23 protein-coding genes and 1 riboswitch are annotated in these 19,469 nt (G+C 41.9%); of the genes, 1 reads left to right on the top strand and 22 read right to left on the bottom strand.

What is annotated here, in order from left to right; genetic code table 11:
* Positions 1–121: 121 nt before the first annotated feature.
* From CWC18_RS07895 to CWC18_RS07790, 22 genes are all read right to left on the bottom strand, one after another.
* Positions 122–1,096 carry a hypothetical protein gene (locus CWC18_RS07895; RefSeq protein ID WP_138675029.1) on the bottom strand — a complete coding sequence of 325 codons (975 nt, stop codon included), beginning with the start codon at positions 1,094–1,096 and terminating at the stop codon, positions 122–124.
* Positions 1,097–1,384: 288 nt separating this feature from the next.
* Positions 1,385–2,086: a uracil-DNA glycosylase gene (ung, locus tag CWC18_RS07890; protein WP_138675028.1), complete on the bottom strand. Its 702-nt coding sequence runs from the start codon at positions 2,084–2,086 to the stop codon at positions 1,385–1,387.
* Positions 2,087–2,098: 12 nt separating this feature from the next.
* Complete coding sequence (locus CWC18_RS07885) at positions 2,099–2,938, bottom strand: cobalamin-binding protein (RefSeq protein ID WP_138675027.1); 840 nt, start codon at positions 2,936–2,938, stop codon at positions 2,099–2,101.
* On the bottom strand, positions 2,938–3,570 hold the full coding sequence (gene cobO, locus CWC18_RS07880) for a cob(I)yrinic acid a,c-diamide adenosyltransferase (protein ID WP_138675026.1): 633 nt from the start codon (positions 3,568–3,570) through the stop codon (positions 2,938–2,940). The genes CWC18_RS07885 and cobO overlap by 1 nt, the downstream gene beginning before the upstream one ends.
* An 8-nt stretch (positions 3,571–3,578) precedes the next feature.
* Positions 3,579–5,054, bottom strand: coding sequence for a cobyric acid synthase (locus CWC18_RS07875; protein ID WP_138675025.1), 1,476 nt, complete (start codon positions 5,052–5,054; stop codon positions 3,579–3,581).
* The gene (locus tag CWC18_RS07870) at positions 5,051–5,257 is read right to left on the bottom strand and encodes a bifunctional adenosylcobinamide kinase/adenosylcobinamide-phosphate guanylyltransferase (RefSeq protein WP_249348106.1); all 207 of its coding nucleotides are present in this window, start codon (positions 5,255–5,257) and stop codon (positions 5,051–5,053) included. Before CWC18_RS07870 ends, CWC18_RS07875 begins: the two co-directional genes overlap by 4 nt.
* Before the next feature lie 14 nt (positions 5,258–5,271).
* Positions 5,272–5,601 (bottom strand): nicotinate-nucleotide--dimethylbenzimidazole phosphoribosyltransferase, encoded by a 330-nt coding sequence (locus CWC18_RS07865; protein WP_138675024.1) that lies wholly within the window; start codon positions 5,599–5,601, stop codon positions 5,272–5,274.
* Positions 5,602–5,727: 126 nt separating this feature from the next.
* Positions 5,728–6,717 (bottom strand): FecCD family ABC transporter permease, encoded by a 990-nt coding sequence (locus CWC18_RS07860; RefSeq protein WP_138675023.1) that lies wholly within the window; start codon positions 6,715–6,717, stop codon positions 5,728–5,730.
* Positions 6,714–7,529 (bottom strand): ABC transporter ATP-binding protein, encoded by an 816-nt coding sequence (locus tag CWC18_RS07855; RefSeq protein ID WP_138675022.1) that lies wholly within the window; start codon positions 7,527–7,529, stop codon positions 6,714–6,716. The genes CWC18_RS07860 and CWC18_RS07855 overlap by 4 nt, the downstream gene beginning before the upstream one ends.
* 142 nt (positions 7,530–7,671) lie before the next feature.
* A riboswitch (cobalamin riboswitch) is annotated at positions 7,672–7,792 on the bottom strand.
* A gap of 119 nt (positions 7,793–7,911) precedes the next feature.
* Entirely contained in the window at positions 7,912–8,049 is a 138-nt protein-coding gene (locus tag CWC18_RS07850) for a hypothetical protein (protein WP_138675021.1), read from the bottom strand.
* A 4-nt stretch (positions 8,050–8,053) separates the two neighbouring features.
* On the bottom strand, positions 8,054–8,404 hold the full coding sequence (locus tag CWC18_RS07845; protein WP_138675020.1) for a histidine phosphatase family protein: 351 nt from the start codon (positions 8,402–8,404) through the stop codon (positions 8,054–8,056).
* An 82-nt stretch (positions 8,405–8,486) separates the two neighbouring features.
* Positions 8,487–8,699, bottom strand: a complete 213-nt coding sequence (gene nqrM, locus CWC18_RS07840) for a (Na+)-NQR maturation NqrM (protein ID WP_010362847.1) — start codon at positions 8,697–8,699, stop codon at positions 8,487–8,489.
* A gap of 91 nt (positions 8,700–8,790) precedes the next feature.
* Complete coding sequence (locus tag CWC18_RS07835; RefSeq protein ID WP_138675019.1) at positions 8,791–9,810, bottom strand: FAD:protein FMN transferase; 1,020 nt, start codon at positions 9,808–9,810, stop codon at positions 8,791–8,793.
* Positions 9,811–9,907: 97 nt separating this feature from the next.
* Entirely contained in the window at positions 9,908–11,134 is a 1,227-nt protein-coding gene (gene nqrF, locus CWC18_RS07830; RefSeq protein WP_138589723.1) for an NADH:ubiquinone reductase (Na(+)-transporting) subunit F, read from the bottom strand.
* 17 nt (positions 11,135–11,151) lie between these two features.
* Entirely contained in the window at positions 11,152–11,760 is a 609-nt protein-coding gene (nqrE, locus tag CWC18_RS07825; protein WP_010362844.1) for an NADH:ubiquinone reductase (Na(+)-transporting) subunit E, read from the bottom strand.
* Positions 11,761–11,770: 10 nt separating this feature from the next.
* Positions 11,771–12,403 (bottom strand): NADH:ubiquinone reductase (Na(+)-transporting) subunit D, encoded by a 633-nt coding sequence (locus CWC18_RS07820; RefSeq protein WP_138589724.1) that lies wholly within the window; start codon positions 12,401–12,403, stop codon positions 11,771–11,773.
* Complete coding sequence (locus CWC18_RS07815; RefSeq protein WP_138589725.1) at positions 12,403–13,149, bottom strand: Na(+)-translocating NADH-quinone reductase subunit C; 747 nt, start codon at positions 13,147–13,149, stop codon at positions 12,403–12,405. The genes CWC18_RS07820 and CWC18_RS07815 overlap by 1 nt, the downstream gene beginning before the upstream one ends.
* Entirely contained in the window at positions 13,142–14,341 is a 1,200-nt protein-coding gene (locus CWC18_RS07810; RefSeq protein ID WP_138589726.1) for an NADH:ubiquinone reductase (Na(+)-transporting) subunit B, read from the bottom strand. The genes CWC18_RS07815 and CWC18_RS07810 overlap by 8 nt, the downstream gene beginning before the upstream one ends.
* Before the next feature lies 1 nt (position 14,342).
* Positions 14,343–15,686, bottom strand: coding sequence for a Na(+)-translocating NADH-quinone reductase subunit A (locus tag CWC18_RS07805; protein ID WP_138675018.1), 1,344 nt, complete (start codon positions 15,684–15,686; stop codon positions 14,343–14,345).
* Positions 15,687–16,064: 378 nt separating this feature from the next.
* Complete coding sequence (gene fabV / locus CWC18_RS07800; RefSeq protein WP_138589728.1) at positions 16,065–17,255, bottom strand: enoyl-ACP reductase FabV; 1,191 nt, start codon at positions 17,253–17,255, stop codon at positions 16,065–16,067.
* Between the two features lie 72 nt (positions 17,256–17,327).
* Positions 17,328–17,642 carry a BolA family protein gene (locus CWC18_RS07795; protein WP_138589729.1) on the bottom strand — a complete coding sequence of 105 codons (315 nt, stop codon included), beginning with the start codon at positions 17,640–17,642 and terminating at the stop codon, positions 17,328–17,330.
* A 52-nt stretch (positions 17,643–17,694) separates the two neighbouring features.
* Positions 17,695–18,282 carry an alpha-ketoglutarate-dependent dioxygenase AlkB family protein gene (locus tag CWC18_RS07790; protein ID WP_138589730.1) on the bottom strand — a complete coding sequence of 196 codons (588 nt, stop codon included), beginning with the start codon at positions 18,280–18,282 and terminating at the stop codon, positions 17,695–17,697.
* 42 nt (positions 18,283–18,324) lie between these two features.
* Between CWC18_RS07790 and CWC18_RS07785 the strand changes: the two genes are divergently transcribed.
* The gene (locus tag CWC18_RS07785) at positions 18,325–19,467 is read left to right on the top strand and encodes a methyltransferase (RefSeq protein ID WP_138589731.1); all 1,143 of its coding nucleotides are present in this window, start codon (positions 18,325–18,327) and stop codon (positions 19,465–19,467) included.
* Positions 19,468–19,469: the final 2 nt, after the last annotated feature.

Below are 19,469 nucleotides of genomic sequence, written 5' to 3'. Positions count from 1 at the left end.
ATTCCTCCTTCTTGACTGCCCATTTAAAAATACGCCTACCTATCTGATTGGCATATATTTTTATTAATAGAACAAAATAAGGCCCTAGTAGGGCCTTATGTAACATTACAATTGGATAGGTTTATTTACGTGTCTCTAAGTCATCTTTAGCTTGCTTCGCTTTATTCAATAATGGCTCTAAATGCGGTAATAACTGCTCACGGAAATGATACCCAGCCCCACCAGCGATAATAAGCAAGAACAGCCAGACTAGAAACGACCCACCCGCCGGATGATCTTCAGCACGACCAAAAACAAGGATCTCTCTTTCACCGCCGCGCCAAGTTTTGAACGTCTTTTTCTCTAATACTACATAGGCTTCTAAAGGCAACCTAGCATATTGGCCGTACGAGCCGTCAGAGGTTTTTTCTAATGCAATTAAACGTGTATGTGGCGAGGCATCATCTGTCCCTTGATAAATCGCATAATCACCTATCACACGTTGCATCGTATAACGCTCAGCATCTTCTGCTGGCACCATGGCGTACTCTGCCAGCTCATCAATACTTGCCCCAGCATAATGCTGTTGATAGAACGCTCGAATACTCCCAATATATGCATCATAACCATGCTCAGCAGCAATATCTGTTAGTTTTACATCCAAGTCTTGGGCAGCCATCTGCGCAGCATATTCTTTGTCTACTTTCGCCTGTGCCTCTTCTTCTAACCGTATACGTTCAGCTTCAGCCCTCGTGACTTTTAGTTCCGCTAATTCTCGGGTGTAGCGCTTTAGCGCTGCCATTTTATCAGAGCAATAAGTGATAATTTCATTAAACGGCTTGGCAGCGCGCCCTGAAATATCAACTTTTTGTGTATTTTGGGCATAGTTTGGATTTAACGCTTCAAGTTGTAAGCGCAGCTGTTCATATTCATTAGACAAGACGGTTTGCTGCGCCAGCTTGTTGTCGGAGCCGATTGACGGTTCATCGAACCAATCTGTTGCGCGCATTTTATAACATGCCGCTGCAGCCTCTTCCATTAGGCCAGACTCATCTGAATTGGCAAAAGATAAAGTGGGTAATGTACAAAGTAGGGCTAAGCCAAGAGCTCTTCTCATTAATAATCCTTATTATTTTTCATGAGTATTACATAGAGGTGGGCTTTAAATACGGGAACAACGAGCACCTAATCGTGCATCGTTATTTACTACTTTTAAAGTCCATTTCTCAAGTAGTTTAGTTGCGAAAAATAATACTATAATTTTCTAAATGAAAAGTCATTATAATTATAGTAAAACCATAACATCATGAGTTTTATTATAAAATAAATCATAAAAATGAATTAATAGTAAAAGTTACCGCCATTCATTGTTAACACCATAGTAATAACTTAACCATGACGCGCTCTATACCTGCCAATTGATGGGCTGTCTACCCATGTCCAATAACAACTGATTCGTTTTAGAAAAATGCTGACAGCCGAAGAACCCACGGTGAGCCGATAAAGGAGATGGGTGTGGTGCGTGCAATACATGATGGCGGGCGGTATCGATGCTTTTCCCTTTTTTCTGAGCATGTGCGCCCCACAATAAAAATATAGTGCCTGTGGTGTGCTCATTTACATGTGTAATCACAGCGTCAGTAAATCGCTCCCAGCCAAGCTTTTTATGGGAATGTGCGGCGCCTTGCTCAACCGTTAATACGGTATTTAACAGTAAAACACCTTGCTCAGCCCATGACAATAAAAAGCCATGCTCTGGGATGGTAAAATCCGCCACATCTTGTACCAGCTCTTTATACATATTCGCCAATGACGGAGGTGGCTTTATTCCTGGTAAAACCGAAAAACACAAGCCATGCGCTTGTTCAGGACCATGGTAAGGGTCTTGTCCTAATATCACGACTTTTACTTTATCTAAATCAGTGACATTCAGCGCTTCAAATACATGCTTATCTTCCGGGTAAACCGCAATCCCCTCAGCACGACGTTGTGCGACATAACTGAGTGTATCTTGTAAGTAAGTTTGCTTATGCTCTTGCTCTAAAAATGTTTTCCAACCGCTCATGTGGATAGCCTCATTAATTAACCTAGCCTCAATACATCGCATAATAAATTATTGTCATAACGAATTATAATGTGCTTTTGAATGCCGCATTTTATCACACATATCGCTTACTCCTTGCAACACCCGAGTGCTATAACGGTGCAACAAATCAGCATTCACTTCTATAAATTGCTGATTCGCCACAGCTGGGATCTCTGGCCATTTTTGCCAATTAACCATTTGTATTTGCTTCTTGGTTTTTTCAGTAGGTAAGACAATAACGTGAGGGCTAGCTTTGATCACATTCTCAATGCTGATTTGTGGATAGTCAGTACTGCCCTTTGCAAATACGTTCTCAACACCACACACTGATAATAACTGGTGGATCCACGTATTTTTGCTAACAGTCATCATAGGGTCGGGCCACAATTGATAAAAAACCTTAAGCGAATTACCTGTGGCGTAACGCGTTTTTATTTCTTCAAACTGAGCCGTAAAAGCACTTGCTGCGTATTCGCCCTCCTGGTTCTTCCCAGTTAACTGACCAAAAAGCCGTAATTCATCAGCCACTTTATTAATGTCTTTTGCATCGCTATAAACGACTTTAATGCCCAGCTTTTCCACTTTTGTTAAGTCAATTTTTTTACTGCCCGTTTGCCACGCAATCACTAAATCTGGCTTTAGTGCCAATAGTTTTTCGAGCTGAATGCCGTTGTAACCCCCAATACGAGGAATGGCGTTGGCGGCGTCAGGGTAATCGGCATAATCAACCGTACCGACTATCAAATCACCCGCTCCAATTGCAAATAAGTTTTCAACCACATGTGGCGCTAATGCCACAATGCGCTTAGCGCTATCAGCTTGAACATAGCTACTTAGCAATAAAAACGCTGTAAAAGCAGTAAAAAAACGCATTAAAAATCAAACCCTTTTTGCGCTTTAATCCCTGCTTCAAAGGCATGCTTTACATTACGAACCTCACTGACTGTATCAGCAAGATCAGTTAAGCGTCGATGTGCAGCACGACCTGTGATGATGACTGATTGCATTTTAGGACGATTTTCAATAGCCGTAATGACCTCATCTAAATCGATATACTCATAGGTCACCATGTAAGTCAGCTCATCAAGTAAGACAAGATCGATACTGTCGTCCGCTAACCAAGCTTTAGCTTGTTGCCAGGTGTCTTGTGCTGCTTTGGTATCTGTTTCACGATTTTGCGTTTCCCATGTAAAACCGGTTTTCATCACAGAAAATGGAACTCCCGCTTTTTCTAGCAGGTTACGTTCTCCACAGTCCCATAAACCTTTTATAAACTGAGCAACAGCCGCGTTCATACCATGCCCAACACACCGAGCGACGGTACCAAATCCAGACGTTGATTTTCCTTTACCATTACCAGTAATAACTTGAAATACCCCTTGCTCAACTTGTGCAGCAGCGACTTTTGCATCCACATTCTCTTTTACTTTTTGCTGGCGTTGCTGATGCTTATCGTGGCTTTTTTGTTGTGCTTCTTGTGTCTTATTTTGCTTATCGGTGCTCATATTTTCCTCTACTCACCACGCGTGATCGCGGTAATTTTTGTTATATCTAAATATTGTTCACATACATCAGCAAGGCGTTCTAATTGCGTTTCTCGATGCTTATTTAAGTCGAACATCTCATTGTCTAATTGCCCTTCACTGGCCCAGCGCAAAATGGCAAATGCTGCCTCTGTGTTATCAAATAAACCATGTAAATAGGTACCCGCTATTTGGTTATCGTCACAAATAAAGCCATCTTGTTCAGTACCATCTGGGTGGGCTGAAAAATACAAAAAAGGACGTGCCATCGCTGGCCCATGACTTTGGCCACAATGGATCTCATATCCCGCAATAGCAACATCGTTGCCATCTAATTTGCAGGTTCCACTCACTTGGGTCAAGGTTTTCTCTACACTTAACTGTGTCGTAAAATCAGCCAAACCCAAAGTGGTAATATGCAGAACTGATGACTCAACCCCTAACGGATCTGAAATCGATTTTCCCAGCATTTGCAACCCTCCACATACGCCAAGTACCTTTCCACCGTAGCGTAAATGGCGCTTGATCTCTGCTGACCAAGTTTGCGACTGTAGAAAGGTGAAATCACTGATCACATTCTTGCTACCAGGAATAATGATCAAATCTACATTGCCAATACTTTGAGTGTGACGCACATAGCGTAAATCAACATTTGGGTGTAGACGTAACACATCAAAGTCTGTGTGATTGCTAATATGAGGCAATAGCAGTACCGCTACTGACACTTGCTTATCATCAAGCACATTATCCATCGCTACTGCGTCTTCTGCATCTAAATTCAATGAATGTAAATAAGGCAATACACCCAGTACTGGCTTGCCGGTTCTTTCTTCCAACCAATCCAGCCCTGATTGTAATAATCCAATATCGCCACGAAAGCGGTTAATCACAAACCCTTTTACCAGTGCTTGTTCTTTCTCACTGAGCAACATCAGTGTGCCAACAAGGTGTGCAAATACCCCTCCTTTATCAATATCAGCAATAATGATCACTGGGCAATTGACTTGGGTTGCAAATCCCATATTGGCAATATCATTTTCTCGCAAGTTAATTTCTGCAGGGCTGCCCGCCCCTTCAACCATGATCATGTCATACGCGTTTATCAGCCGGCCATGTGATTGCAGCACCGCCTCCATCGCCACTTTTTTATAATCATGATATTTGGCCGCTTCCATATTACTAATGACCTTCCCATGAATAATAACTTGTGCACCAGTATCGCTATTAGGTTTGAGCAAAATAGGATTAAAGTCAGTATCTAAAGCGACATTTGCGGCCATAGCCTGCAACGCTTGCGCACGACCAATTTCACCACCACAAGGGGTCACTGCGCTATTTAATGCCATATTTTGTGGTTTAAATGGCGCAACGTTAAAATTTTTCCTGGCAAATACACGACATAACCCTGCTACCAGTGTGCTTTTACCAGCATCTGACGTGGTCCCTTGTACCATCAATGTTTTCACTGTTTTCTTCTCTGTTTTATTCGTAATGTACAACCAGCCAGAATGAAGTCGACGCGATCGGCTAACTGCGCAATATCTTGATGTAACAACCTTGATTGGTCTACAAAAGTACGACTCAATTCACCTAACAGTACAATGCCATGCCCTACTTCATTACTCACTAAAATCACTGTGGCTTGAGTTTCTCCCAATACACTCAACAAGGCTGATTTTTGCCTTATATACGCATCGATGGCTTTGTTTCACCTGAGCAATGCGCAAAAATCATATACTGTTGTGCGTTCGGTGAAAGGGCGCACACGATCCTTGCCGCAGCCGCTCCAATAAATCCGTCGATCAGCAAAATCATTTGTAATTTTACTGCTTGTTGCATGGTGCCCACCATTTGCCCCGTTACTTCACGCAGTGCAATCGAAATGTCTTGTGCCGCCACACCATACTTTCCCGCAAAAACGATTAGTTGTGGTGAAGTAATTTCAAAACGCGCCTCAGCAAATTGCTTATCGTCTAACTTTTGGGACAAAATAGTGACTACTTGGTAAGCCACATCCTCTAATTTACCGAGTGCCCCGAATGCTTGGTTTTAAAGTCTATTTTATGATTAATTTGCATTGCAAATTTTTTCTCTCGCGGCGCTATCATCCGTTAACTCTCTGCGTTGGGGTTAAGATTATTAAGATGAACGTTTACGAAACATCAATAAAAACAGGAAAAACACACTACCAATTGCAGAAGTAATTACACCAATCGGCAACTCTTGATTTTCAAAAGAGGTTCGAGCTATCACATCTACCCAAATCATCAACAGCCCGCCACTCATTGAGGTCGTGATCAGGCCAAGAGTGGTTGCCTGCGAGATAAAAAATCGCACAATATGGGGGATCATTAAGCCTACAAACCCTACGCCACCACACATAGCAACAAGCACCGCCGTCAATAAGGAGCTTAATAGCAGCATGCCTAAACGTACTTTTTCAACACTGACACCTAACGTAGTAGCACCCTCATCCCCGAGTAATAAAGCGTTAATAGGCCGGCGTAATAGCAACATAATCAGCATGCAACCACTCACCACCAAAGACGGTAACCACAACCACTGCCAGTCTGCTCGACTAAAGCTGCCTAAATTCCAAAACAAAATGGCGCTGATCGCTTGTGGGTCGCTCCAATACAAAAGCAAACTAGTAAAAGAACTAAATAAGAAAGACAGCGCTACACCGGCCAGTAACATGGCCTCAACTTGTCCTGATGTCCGCCCTTTTGCGATCAGTAACAACAATGTCATCGCCAGTAAACTCCCAGCAAAGGCAGCACCAGATAATGCCAAACCAGCTTGAATACCCGTGACAGCAGATAACACCACAACCCCGAACGACGCGCCCGATGAAATACCAAACAAATAAGGGTCAGCCAAAGGATTACGCGTTACCGTTTGTAAAATAAGCCCTGCCATAGCCAAACCACTGCCTGCAATAAATGCCAAAATTACACGAGGCAAGCGTAGTTCTACAATAATTTTCTGTGAAAAATCCCCTACATCATACTGCCACAAAGTCTGTAATACTTGCTCTGTGGTAATGGCAATGGCACCTAGCTTTAACGCTATGAAAAAGCTCACTATACAGCTTATAAATAGCGTAGTAACTATCGTTGCCCCCCTCATGACTGGCACCCATAGTGATAACGAATATGGGGAACTTGCACAACACCATCATATGGACAAGGCACAGGAACCACCGACGCACGCACATCATATACGTCAGCTAAAAGCTCTGCAGTTAATACATCAATAGGCACTCCTTGCGCGACTAACTTTCCTTGCTGTAAAACAAGTATTTCATCACACAATGCCCCTGCTAAATTCAAATCATGAAATGACGCTAGTACTGTAATATTCAGTGACTTTGCCAGCGCCATAATTTGAATTTGATATTTCACATCTAAATGACTGGTGGGCTCATCCATAATTAAAAAAGTGGGCTGTTGCACTATCGCGCGCGCGATCAATGCCCGTTGTCTTTCTCCCCCCGACAAGTGAGAAAAAGGCTGCTGTGCTTTGTCACCTAAGCCAACTTTATCAATCGCATTTAAAATATGTGTTTTGTCTTGCTGGTTAACTGAACTAAACAATGTTTTATGTGGTAACACGCCCATCGCGACAACATCAAACACCGTTAAATTAAATTGTTCAGGGATCTCTTGCAGCACAACCGCAACGTGTTTTGCATATTCTTGCCGAGGATAATCAAATAACGACTTTCCAATAAATGTAATACGTCCAGCGTTCGGCGTTACATAACGATATAGGCAGCGCAGTAATGAAGACTTACCCGCGCCATTAGGCCCTATTAACCCTACAAACTTACCAGCTTGAATTGTAAAATCAATCTTGTTCAGTATATGGTGTTCAGCAATTTTAAGATCTAAGTTACAGACCTCAATAACAGGTGAGCGGTTAGACCCTCGATCGTCCATAGTGACCCTCATGTCTGCATTTAATCAGCTATGATCAGTTTGAAAGCTATATTTCACGGGCTATTAAAAACGATAATACAAGAAAGCATGTCATATCACTGATATAACATATAAATTAATTGAATCACCCAGAGTACGCCCGCTCATGAGAAAGTTGCCGGTCTTGGTATCTGACTTCAGCACATTTAATGCATTTACAGTTGCGGGGACAGTTGAACACTTGCAGTTCATTCCCAAGAAAAACCAACAAACAGTCACTATTATGCTGTCTAGATGTCTAAAATACAACTTTTGGCCACGCAATGCCCTGCTCATCATAGTAGACCTGTAATTTAATCATTGCCCCATAACCGACATCAAATGAGCTTTGTTGTCTAGTATCTTACTTGGGAAACGCTAAAATCAGCACCAGCAACTGCTTGATCACACCGCCATATGTGATCACTAGATTGCATGAATCATTGGATGTCGCAAATTGTGCATGCCACCACTGATGAATCCGTGTGTAAAACGCTTTCATGGTTTCAGCCTCTGGCGGAGTATACAGCAAGGGTTTTGCCAAAAGTCACAGATGCTCGGATTATGGGGATTACTCCAAAGCCATTCAAACGATTTGCCATACCACGCGCCAAAATCCATCCTTGTAATGAGTATGAAATAGATAAAGAGATCTGCCAGCAACAACTTAATGCTGTAGCAGACTGGCGACATCGCTGTAAGGGAAAAGAGAATATACGGTCTATATCAGTCAATGTCTTCGTTTTAGCAAATAGCAGCTCTATACCTAATTCACTGAGTGTAATATCAGTACGACCAGACATTACACCACTTTGAATCAGTGCGCCATGGCGTAAAAAGTACCAAGTCTGTTGCATATTGTCTCTAAAATGCAGATACAAAAATGCGAGCTAATCGCTCGCATTACACTGAGTAACTGAAGTTACTTCCATCACTCTATTATAAAATTTGGTTTTCTTTCCAAACTTGCTCTTTTTCTAGGCGCTTTTTGCGTTTATCACACGGGTCATCACAATCACATGCTTTATCAATACCTACTGCACCTAAACCACCACAGCTACCCGCCATAGATTTTTTTTGAACAATAACACCTACAGCCATTGCCACAACAATTAAAATCAGTAAACCAAATGTAAGTAAAAACAGCGACATTGCACAGGCCCCTTAAAAGCAAATAAACAGCTCAATAATTGAGCTCATGACGGTGTAAAACACCCCTCATTATAACGCGGTTATTCCGTACTCACAAATATGGTTTGAACCGCTCACTTGCATAGGTTACTAAGCCATCATCACTTTTACTGATCAAATACACCGCTAGGTCATGCTGCTGTGCATATGCTTTAGCCCGCTCAGTGCCCATTACAGTTAAAGCCGTAGCTAAACCGTCGGCTGTCATTGCTGATGGATGTAACACAGTTACCGACACAAGTTCATGCTTTACTGGCATCCCCGTCATCGGGTCAATCAAATGCGTAAACGTTTCGCCGTCCATTTCATAAAAAATACGGTAATCACCAGAAGTCGCTATACCATTATTTCCAGGTTCAATAATTTTATGAATTTGACGTTGCCCCACAGGTGCATCTGGTTTTTCTATGGCAATTCTCCAAGGCGCTTTATCCGCTTTAGTTCCAGACACTCTCAGCTCACCGCCGATTTCAACCATATAATTACGAAACCCTTGCTGCTCCAATAATAAGGCAACTTTATCGATACCATACCCTTTCGCCGTGGCCGAAAAAGACAGCTCTAAACCATTTTGAGTCTTAGCCAAACCTTGCTCGTTCAGAACTAGTTTATCCACGCCAATATGAGCACGCATATCATCTAATTGCATTTTTCCAGGGCGCTTAGTTGGTCGCTTATCTGGTCCAAACCCCCATAAATCAATCAATGGTCCCATGGTTACATCGAGCGTTTTTGTCGACCGACCCAAGCGTATAGACTCAGCAATGACGACTCGAAAATCATCACTGATCTCCATAACCTCATTCGCCTTTAGACCATTAAAACGATTAATCTCAGAGTTTTCGACCCACGGCGACATAGAAGCATTCACCGCAATCAGTGTATCATCGATTTTCTGCTGTAATTCCCCCCCTTCCACCTGCTTACCCTGAGTAAATACTTTGACATTATAGGTAGTGCCCATCGTTTTACCATGCAATGTCAGAGGTTTAACTGGCTCATGCGATGCATTGTCACAACCCACTAAAAACAAACCCAAAGACACGGTTAATACAATACTCATTCTATTCATTTACTGACTGCTCCATAGAAAATAAAAAGCCCCCAAGTACATGACTTGAGGGCTGATATCTATTTCAAAACTATGTTTGAAAAACTAAGTGTGCTAATTAGCCACCGAAGTCATCTAGTAAGATGTTTTCTTCTTCTACACCCAAGTCTTTCAACAAGTTGATAACTGCCGCGTTCATCATTGGAGGACCACACATGTAGTACTCACAATCTTCTGGCGCTTCATGGTCACGTAGGTAGTTTTCAAACAATACGTTATGAATGAATCCAGTGTAACCTTCCCAGTTATCTTCTGGTTGCGGATCTGACAATGCAGTGTGCCATACGAAGTTTTCATTTTCAGCCGCTAAGCCGTCAAAGTCTTCAACGTAGAACATTTCACGTTTAGAACGTGCACCATACCAGAACGACATCTTACGCTTCGAATTAAGACGCTTAAGTTGGTCAAAGATATGTGAACGCATTGGCGCCATACCAGCACCACCACCAACAAATACCATTTCAGCATCGGTGTCTTTAGCGAAGAACTCACCGAATGGACCAGAAATCGTCACCTTGTCACCTTCTTTCAATGACCAGATGTACGATGACATCTTACCACAAGGAAGCGTAAGGTTGTTTGGCGGCGGAGAAGCGATACGCACGTTAAGCATGATGATACCCTCTTCTTCAGGGTAGTTAGCCATTGAGTACGCACGAATTGTCTCATCATCAACCTTAGATTCAAGATTAAAGAAGCCAAAACGTTCCCAATCGCCACGGTACTCATCAGGCACATCAAAGTCTGCATATTTAACATGGTGTGCGGGTGCTTCGATCTGGATATAACCACCGGCACGAAATGGTACTGACTCACCATCAGGGATACCTAGTTTAAGCTCCTTGATGAAGGTTGCTTTGTTATCGTTAGAAATAACTTCACATTCCCACTTCTTAACACCGAAAATTGACTCTTCAAGTTCGATGTCCATGTCTGTTTTAACATTAACCTGACATGCTAAACGACACCCTTCGCGTGCTTCACCTTTAGAAATATGGTCAAGCTCTGTAGGTAGAATATCACCACCGCCATCATGAATGTGTACACGACACTGACCACAAGAGCCACCGCCACCACATGCAGATGATACGAAAATACCTGCATCAGCTAAGGCACCAAGTAACTTTGTACCAGCCGATGTTTTGATGCCCTTCTCAGGATCACCATTAATATTAATTAATATGTCACCGCTCGCTACTAGCTTAGATTTAGCTGCAATAATAACTAAAACAAGTAGTACAACGATAGCAATGAACATTCCTACGCCTAAAAATACCTCAAGCATGATTTTTCCTCGCTACCTTACAGTGAAATACCAGAGAATGACATAAAGCCAAAGCCCATCAAGCCTACAGTGATGAAGGTAATACCTAAACCACGTAATCCATCAGGTACGTCTGCATATTTCATTTTCTCACGGATACCGGCAAGTAATACAATTGCCAATGCCCAACCAACACCAGAACCAATACCAAACACCACTGATTCAGTAAAGTTCAAGTTACGCTCTACCATGAATGATACTGCACCAAAGATTGCACAGTTTACGGTAATAAGCGGTAAGAATATGCCCAGTGCATTATAAAGTGCAGGGAAGAACTTATCTAAAGCCATTTCCAAGATCTGTACAAGTGCTGCAATAACACCGATAAAGGTCAGGAAACGTAAGAAGCTCAAATCCGCCTCTTTAAAGCCAAGCCACTCTAACGCACCTGGTGCAAGTACTGCGTAATACACTAAGTTGTTTACGGGTACCGCAACACCTAGTACAAAGATTACTGCAACACCTAACCCCAATGAAGTCGTTACTTTCTTTGATACTGCTAAGAAAGTACACATACCCAAGAAGAAAGATAACGCTAAGTTTTCAACGAAAACTGCTTTGACGAATAAACTGATATATTGTTCCATCTCTCTCCCCTTATGCCTTCGCTTCTACTTGATCTTTCTTGTATGTACGAAGTATCCAAATAAAGATACCGACCAAGAAGAACGAGCTAAATGGCATAATTAGTAGACCCATAGGACGATACCAACCACCATCAGAAACCAAAGGTAAAATCTCAGCACCAAATAATGTACCTGAACCAAACAGTTCACGTACAAAACCAACCGTTAGAAGTACCACTGAGTACCCTAAACCGTTACCAATACCATCTAAAAATGACATCGTTGGTGGTGATTTCATTGCATAAGCTTCAGCACGACCCATTACAATACAGTTTGTAATGATCAAACCAATGAAAGTAGATAACTCTTTTGCCGTGGTATAAACAACGGCTTGGAGTACCTGATCAACAACAATTACCAATGAAGCGATAATTGTCATCTGAACTATGATACGTACGCTTGAAGGAATATGATTACGTATCATTGAGATAAATAAACTTGAGAATGCAGTTACCAAAGTCAAAGCAATTGACATGATAAGCGCATTTTTAAGGCTTGAAGTTACGGCAAGTGCAGAGCAAACACCTAATACCTGAAGGGCAATTGGGTTGTTAGCAAATACAGGGCCAAACAAAACGTCTTTCATTTCTTTAGCATTAGCCATTAGTTCAATGCTCCTTTACGTACTTTCGCAAGGAATGGACCAAAACCAGTATTACCAGTCCAAAAATCAATTGTATTGTCTACACCAACTGACGTTAATGTTGCACCTGACAGCCCGTCAATCTTGTTGGCGTCGCCATCAGAAGTACCTTTAACAATATCAATTGGAAGTGACTTTCCAGCCCAAGTTGCTGTCCACTTCGGGTTTTGGATTTCACCACCCAGACCTGCCGTTTCATTATGCTTATAAAACTGAATTGCATTGATCGTTTGACCGTCGCTGTCTAACGCTAGGAAACCAAACATCACGCCCCATAATCCATACCCTTGAATAGGTAAGATAACAGACGCAACATTGCCATTTTCATCTTTGCTAAGATAAACAGGCGAGTTGTTTGTCATGCGCTGAACGCCAGCAATGTCATCAGCTTTAGATAACGCAATGCTTCGTGTGTCATCAAATTTAGTCATTTCAAAATCAAATGACATAGGGTCAACGTCAACAAAGTCACCCGTTTTCATGTTGATAACGCGTGATTCAATGTTAGTACCGAAGGTTGCTTTTACATCAGTAACATCATTAAAGCCTGCTGCTGCTAAAATATTGCGCTGCACGTCTTCAATTTTGTTAGCTTGCTGTAGTGGACGCAACTGCACTGATGCAGCAGATACCACTACCGCACACACTAAACATAGACCAATAACAACGCCTAATGTTTTGCCTATAGATTCATTGTTACTAGACACGTGCTAATCTCCTATTAACATTAGACTGCACAACAAAGTGGTCAAATAATGGCGCGAACAAGTTAGCGAAAAGAATAGCCAACATCATGCCTTCAGGGTATGCAGGGTTAACGACGCGAACAAGTACAACCATCACACCAATCAATGCACCGTATGCAAATTTACCGTTATTTGTGAATGACGCAGAAACTGGGTCAGTCGCCATAAAGAACATACCGAATGCAAAACCACCAAGTACTAAGTGCCAATGCCAAGGCATTGCAAATGCTGGATTTGTTTCAGAACCAAGTACATTAAATAGCGTTGACATCACAACCATTCCTAGGAAAACACCTAGAACAATTCGCCATGACGCAATACGTACATAGATTAAGAACAAGCCACCAATCATGAGTGCAAGCGTTGACGTTTCACCCATTGAACCTTGAATGAAGCCATAGAATGCATCCCACCAAAGCGCCATGTTGTTAAAATCAACCGCACCTTGTGCAACTTGACCCAAGTATGTTGCACCTGAGAATGAATCCACTGCAGTCCAAACCGTGTCACCAGAAATGTCAGCTGGGTATGCAAAGAATAAGAATGCACGACCCGATAGTGCAGGGTTTAAGAAATTACGACCCGTACCACCAAATACTTCTTTAGCAACAACAACACCAAAAGTAATACCTAGCGCAGCTTGCCACAGAGGAATGGTTGAAGGAAGAATAAGCGAGAACAACACAGAGGTTACGAAGAAGCCTTCGTTTACTTCATGCTTACGGATTGACGCGAATAATACTTCCCAGAATCCACCCACTATGAAGACAGTACCATAGACAGGTAAGAAGAAACACGCACCATAGAATATTTTAGCGCCCCAGCCAGCTTGTGCGGTTAATTCACCACCCAACGCTTGGAAAATCGCTACCTGCCATGTATTAGCAATTTCAAATCCGTTACCCAACGCTAAAGCAGCCTGGTGACCAATATTGAACATACCAAAAAACATTGCCGGAAAAGTTGCCATCCACACTAAAATCATAATACGTTTTAGGTCGATGTTATCACGCACATGCGTGCCGCCTTTGTTAACATAACCAGGCGTATAAAAGACAGTTGCTATCGCTTCATACAGAGCGTACCACTTTTCGTGCTTACCGCCCGCTTCAAAGTGAGGTTCAATGTCTTCTAAAAATTTCTTTAAGGCCATTTTAACCTTCCTTCTCGATAGTAGTCAGGCAATCACGAAGGATTGAACCGTACTCATATTTGCCAGGACACACGAACGTACACAATGCCAGATCTTCTTCATCTAGCTCTAATGCACCCAAGGTAATTGCACCATCTAAGTCACCTGAAATTAGGTCACGTAGTAAAGGTGTTGGTAAAATATCGAGTGGCATAACACGTTCATAGTTACCAATTGGCACCATTGCTCGTTTAGACCCACCCGTAGACGTTGTCATTTTAAATAAACGACTCGGTGCAAGGTGTGAAACAAACATACGTGTTACTGAGAACTTGTTACTGCCAGGCGCTATCCAACCGAATAGTTCTTTTTCGCGACCTTCAAGTAATACACATACTTGAACATGGTAACGGCCTAAGAAAGCATGAGGTCCGGCTGCTGTTTTACCAGCTAACACAGAGCCAGAAATGACTCGGTTATCACCGTCTTCAAGCTCACCGGCAACTAAATCAGTTAGCGATGCACCTAATTGTGTTTTAACTAGACGTGGGTTTTTCACACGAGGGCCAGCTAAGGATACAACACGTTCTACATTGATTTCGCCAGTTAAGAATAACTGACCAAACGCAATCACGTCTTGGTAGCCTAGGTGCCAAACCTGCTTGCTAGCAGATACCGCGTCTAAATGATGAATATGAGTACCAACCAGTCCTGCTGGGTGCAAACCACCAAACTCATGCACTTCTACTTGAGAAAGCGACGAGCTAGGTACTTGACTACCAGCTTGTTTGCAGACGAATACTTTACCATCAGTTAGTCTTGATAACACAGCAAGACCCGCTTCAAATGCTTCCACATTTTCAGCTATGATAACTGCAGGATCAGCAGCTAACGGATTAGTATCCATTGCAGTTACAAACACAGAGCTAGGAGTAGCATCTAGTTGAGCAACTTTACTAAAAGGACGGACACGAAGCGCTGGCCATTGACCAGACTCAACAAGCACTTCTTTTACTTTATCACGCTCAAGATTGCTTAATTCAGCAGCCGAGAACTTTTCAAAAGTAATTTGCTCATTGCCTTGTACTTCGATCACGATGGATTGTAGTACACGCTTAGCACCACGGTTGATTTCTTTAACTACACCAGCAGCTGGTGCAGTAAACTTGACGCCAGGATTCTTTTTATCTAAAAAAAGAACTTGGCCTTTCTTGACTTGGTCATCCACACGAACATGCATGGTAGGACGCATACCAATAAACTCTTCACCTAGCACAGCTACTCGTTTGACGGCAGAGCCATCATGAATAACTTGCTGAGGTGCGCCCTCTATGGGTAAGTCCAGACCTTTTTTTATGTTGATCATACGCACTTGCATTACATTAACGGAAAGAAATTGAAAAATCTTTTAATTACCACGGCGCTTGTTGCCTCGTATTCGTCAGGTATAAAAGAGCCACCTGTCCAAGTACTGAAACAAGCATCGTAGTCGTGTTCTCACATATTGCCTAGATTTTAACATTAATCGCCCTAACTATGCGAGGATAAATATTAAATTAATACGTCTTTATAATGGTTTTTGTGTAGTTATGGGTCTTGTACTTATTTCAACGTAGACTAAAGTCTAATTGATGAAAAATATAGAAGGGTTTTGAACAAAAATAAAGCTAAATAGAACTAAAAATGTTGAATAAATGAACTAAGCACAGATGGTAATTGGGCCTAGTCCATAATTATCAGTACGTTACAAAAGGTGATTAATCACCACAGCAGAATCAACGTCTTGATCATAATCTATCGATTCGATGCCAAAACCAAATAAACGTAAGAACTCATTGTGGTAACCAACATAATCCGTAAGCTCATCAATGGTTTCAGAATTAACCGAATCCCAAATGACTTGAATACGTGATTGCACGTCTTCTTCCAGCTCTTTATAGTTTTGGAATAAGTGGCCACCCTCATCAAAACGTGGCGTGTCACCATAAAGACTCTCGCGGAACAGACCATTTATTTGTTCAATGGTACCTTCATATGTACCATCCGCTTTCATTACTTTAAATAGCGCAGAAATATAAAGAGGCATAATAGGGATAGCAGAACTGGCTTGTGTTACCACCGCATTTAACGAAGAGACATACGCTTCACCATTTAAAGAAGCAGTCGATGCTTTAATTGCGGCTGTTGCCCTATCTAAATCTTCTTTTGCTTTACCAATCGTTGCATGGCCGTATATTGGCCAAGTCAGTTCTTTACCAATGTACGTATACGCGGTCGTTTTGAAGTTATCAGCTAACACATCTGCTTCTTTTAAAGCATCAACCCACAACTCCCAATCTTCACCACCCATCACTTTCACTGTATTGGCAATCTCGTCTTCATTTGCCGCTTCAACGGTAATATCACCTATTGTACGTGCTGACGTATTCAAATTTTTTGTTGTAACATCATTACCAATGGGCTTGAGTACCGACGAGAATACTTCACCGGTTTTTGGATCTGTGCGACGTGGAGACGCCAAACTATAGATAACCAAATCAACCTTACCCATTTCAGCTTTAATTGCAGCAATCGTTTTTTGCTTTATCTCGTCAGAGAACGCATCACCGTTTATGTTCTTAGACCATAAACCAGCTTCATCTGCCGCTTGCTGAAATGCCGCTGTATTATACCAACCAGCCGATGCGGTTTTACGCTCAGTGCCTTCTTTTTCAAAAAAGATCCCTAACGTCTTTGCGCCTGCACCAAAGGCAGCCGTAATACGAGACGCCAATCCATATCCAGTTGATGCACCAATAACCAATACATTCTTAGGACCATTTTCAATTGGGCCTTGCGCTTTTACATAATCAATTTGCTCTTGAACGTGAGCGGCACAACCAGCAGAGTGTGCGTTAGTACAAATAAAACCACGAATTTTTGGCTTAACGACCATGATAAATCCTATTTACTTTTCAAATAACTGCCATAGTTTAATGGTTGATCAGACAAACACAGGTCTGATCAGCTACTTATCAAACTTTGAACCACCCAAACATGTTGGCGAATCAGGAGTTTGCCCATTTTTTTCACTATACTCCTCAGGAGTATATGCATGGATAGAAAGCGCATGAATATGGTTAGCAAGTTCATCTTTTAAGATCTCATTAACGATACGGTGACGCGGTAACAAGCGCTTCCCTAAAAACTCTTCACTTACAATGACGACTTTAAAATGTGACTCTTCACCCCTGCTATGCATATGGCTTTCATTCACCACATTTAAATGCTTACACGCAACTGCATCAGCAAGCTTAGCGTGAATGTGTTGTTGCATTGACATTTCAAGTCCTTCAATAAATTTGGAATTTAGGGCTACTATACGCTTTTGCTTGCTATTGACCAACACTACGAAAGGTTAAATTTATACGCCCACCTTTCACCCGGGTTTGTTTTGGAAGTGCATGTTGATAGTCTGATTGGCTGGTGCTGTGCATAAGTAAACCACTGCCATTTTCAAGCAAGATATTGTAAGTAGTTTTGGAGGTCTTCTCTTTAATGACAAACTTTCTTGACGCGCCAAGCGAAATAGACACAATAAAAGGGTTAATACCGAGTTCGGGTTCATCGTCACTATGCCAACCCATACAGTCATTACCATCTCGGTACCAATTGACTAGTAACGCATTAAAACGATACCCATAAGCCTTTTGCAGACGCATCCGCATATCATCCAACACACTAGGCCAGCGCTCAGAGCATAAAGTCTGCTTTGAATAACTGTAATTCACGTTATTGTCTGCAATAAAGCTTTGCAACCGAGGAATGCGATGTAACTTACCGAATACTTGAATTTGTGGCTGTTGCCAGTTTAGATTCGTAACCAAGTACTCATACAAAGCCATCCCTTTTCTATAACTCATAACATGCTTTATATAGTCGAAGCCGTGAGGCAAGAGCAGTTCAGGGTTTTGCAATGTCATGATACCATTCTCCTATTCTCTATAACTGCTACTATATTGATTATGACAACTGACGCGCTACTGGGTGAGCATCACCTTACACTACACCGTTTTCCACTGGAACAAAAAAATCGCAGTTTACAAGCGTGGGATTCGGCTGATGAATATTTACTAGATTACACTTTTGAGCATCATTGCCCCCCTCAACATGCACTGGTTTTGAATGACGCTTTTGGCGCCATTACAGCAGCACTTATTGCTCAATACCCAACGATCAGAGTAACTTGCGTATCAGACTCATTTGTTAGCCATCAAGCATGCCAATACAATTTAGCTGTGAACACACTTAATACAGAACACGTTACTTCTCAAAATAGCTTAACGTCTCTGCCCCAAGATGTTGATTTGATTTTAATGAAAGTACCTAAGAATGCTGGCTTTATGCAGCATCAGTTAGCCCAAATTAGCCAACTAGCGGCTGACATTCCAGTTATCATTGCGGGGAAAGTTAAAGAAATACACAGTTCAACACTCAAAAGTGTCACCCATTTTTTATCTGAACCAAAAACCAGTTTAGCTGTTAAAAAGTCTCGACTAATATTTGCCACTAGCACAGGCAAGCCAGTCAAAGACAAGTTCCCAACCAGTTGGGCTTTAGAAAAAACAAACTTTACTATTTACAATCATGCTAATGTATTTTCAAGAGATTCACTTGATATTGGTGCGCGCTTTTTTGCCAACTACTTGCCACAAGGTAAAAAGCCATTAAAAGTCATAGATCTTGGCTGTGGAAATGGCGTAATAGGCCTTTTAACGCTCGCCAAAATGCCAAATGCTAAACTGACATTTGTGGATGAATCTGCCATGGCTGTTGCAAGTGCAGAACATAATGTACTGCATAACTTACCTGAGCAAATCAGTAACTGTACCTTTATTCAAAATGACTGCCTTACAGACTTCACACTGGGTTCAGCTGACTTAGTGTTATGTAACCCTCCGTTTCATCAAGCGCAAGCCATCACTGATCACATTGCTTGGCAAATGTTTGTACAAGCCAAGCAGACGCTAAAACAAGGTGGTGAATTACGCATTATTGGAAATCGTCATTTGGAGTATCAAGAAAAACTAAATCGACTATTTGGCAATTGCAAAATTATCGGAAATAACAAAAAATTTACCGTGCTAAGCGCAACAAAAAGGGGTTAATC

Source organism: Pseudoalteromonas aurantia (assembly GCF_005886875.1).
GTDB classification, from domain to species: domain Bacteria; phylum Pseudomonadota; class Gammaproteobacteria; order Enterobacterales; family Alteromonadaceae; genus Pseudoalteromonas; species Pseudoalteromonas aurantia_A.
Note: the sequence above shows the minus strand (reverse complement) of the source record. Positions and strands in the feature narration are given on the sequence as shown.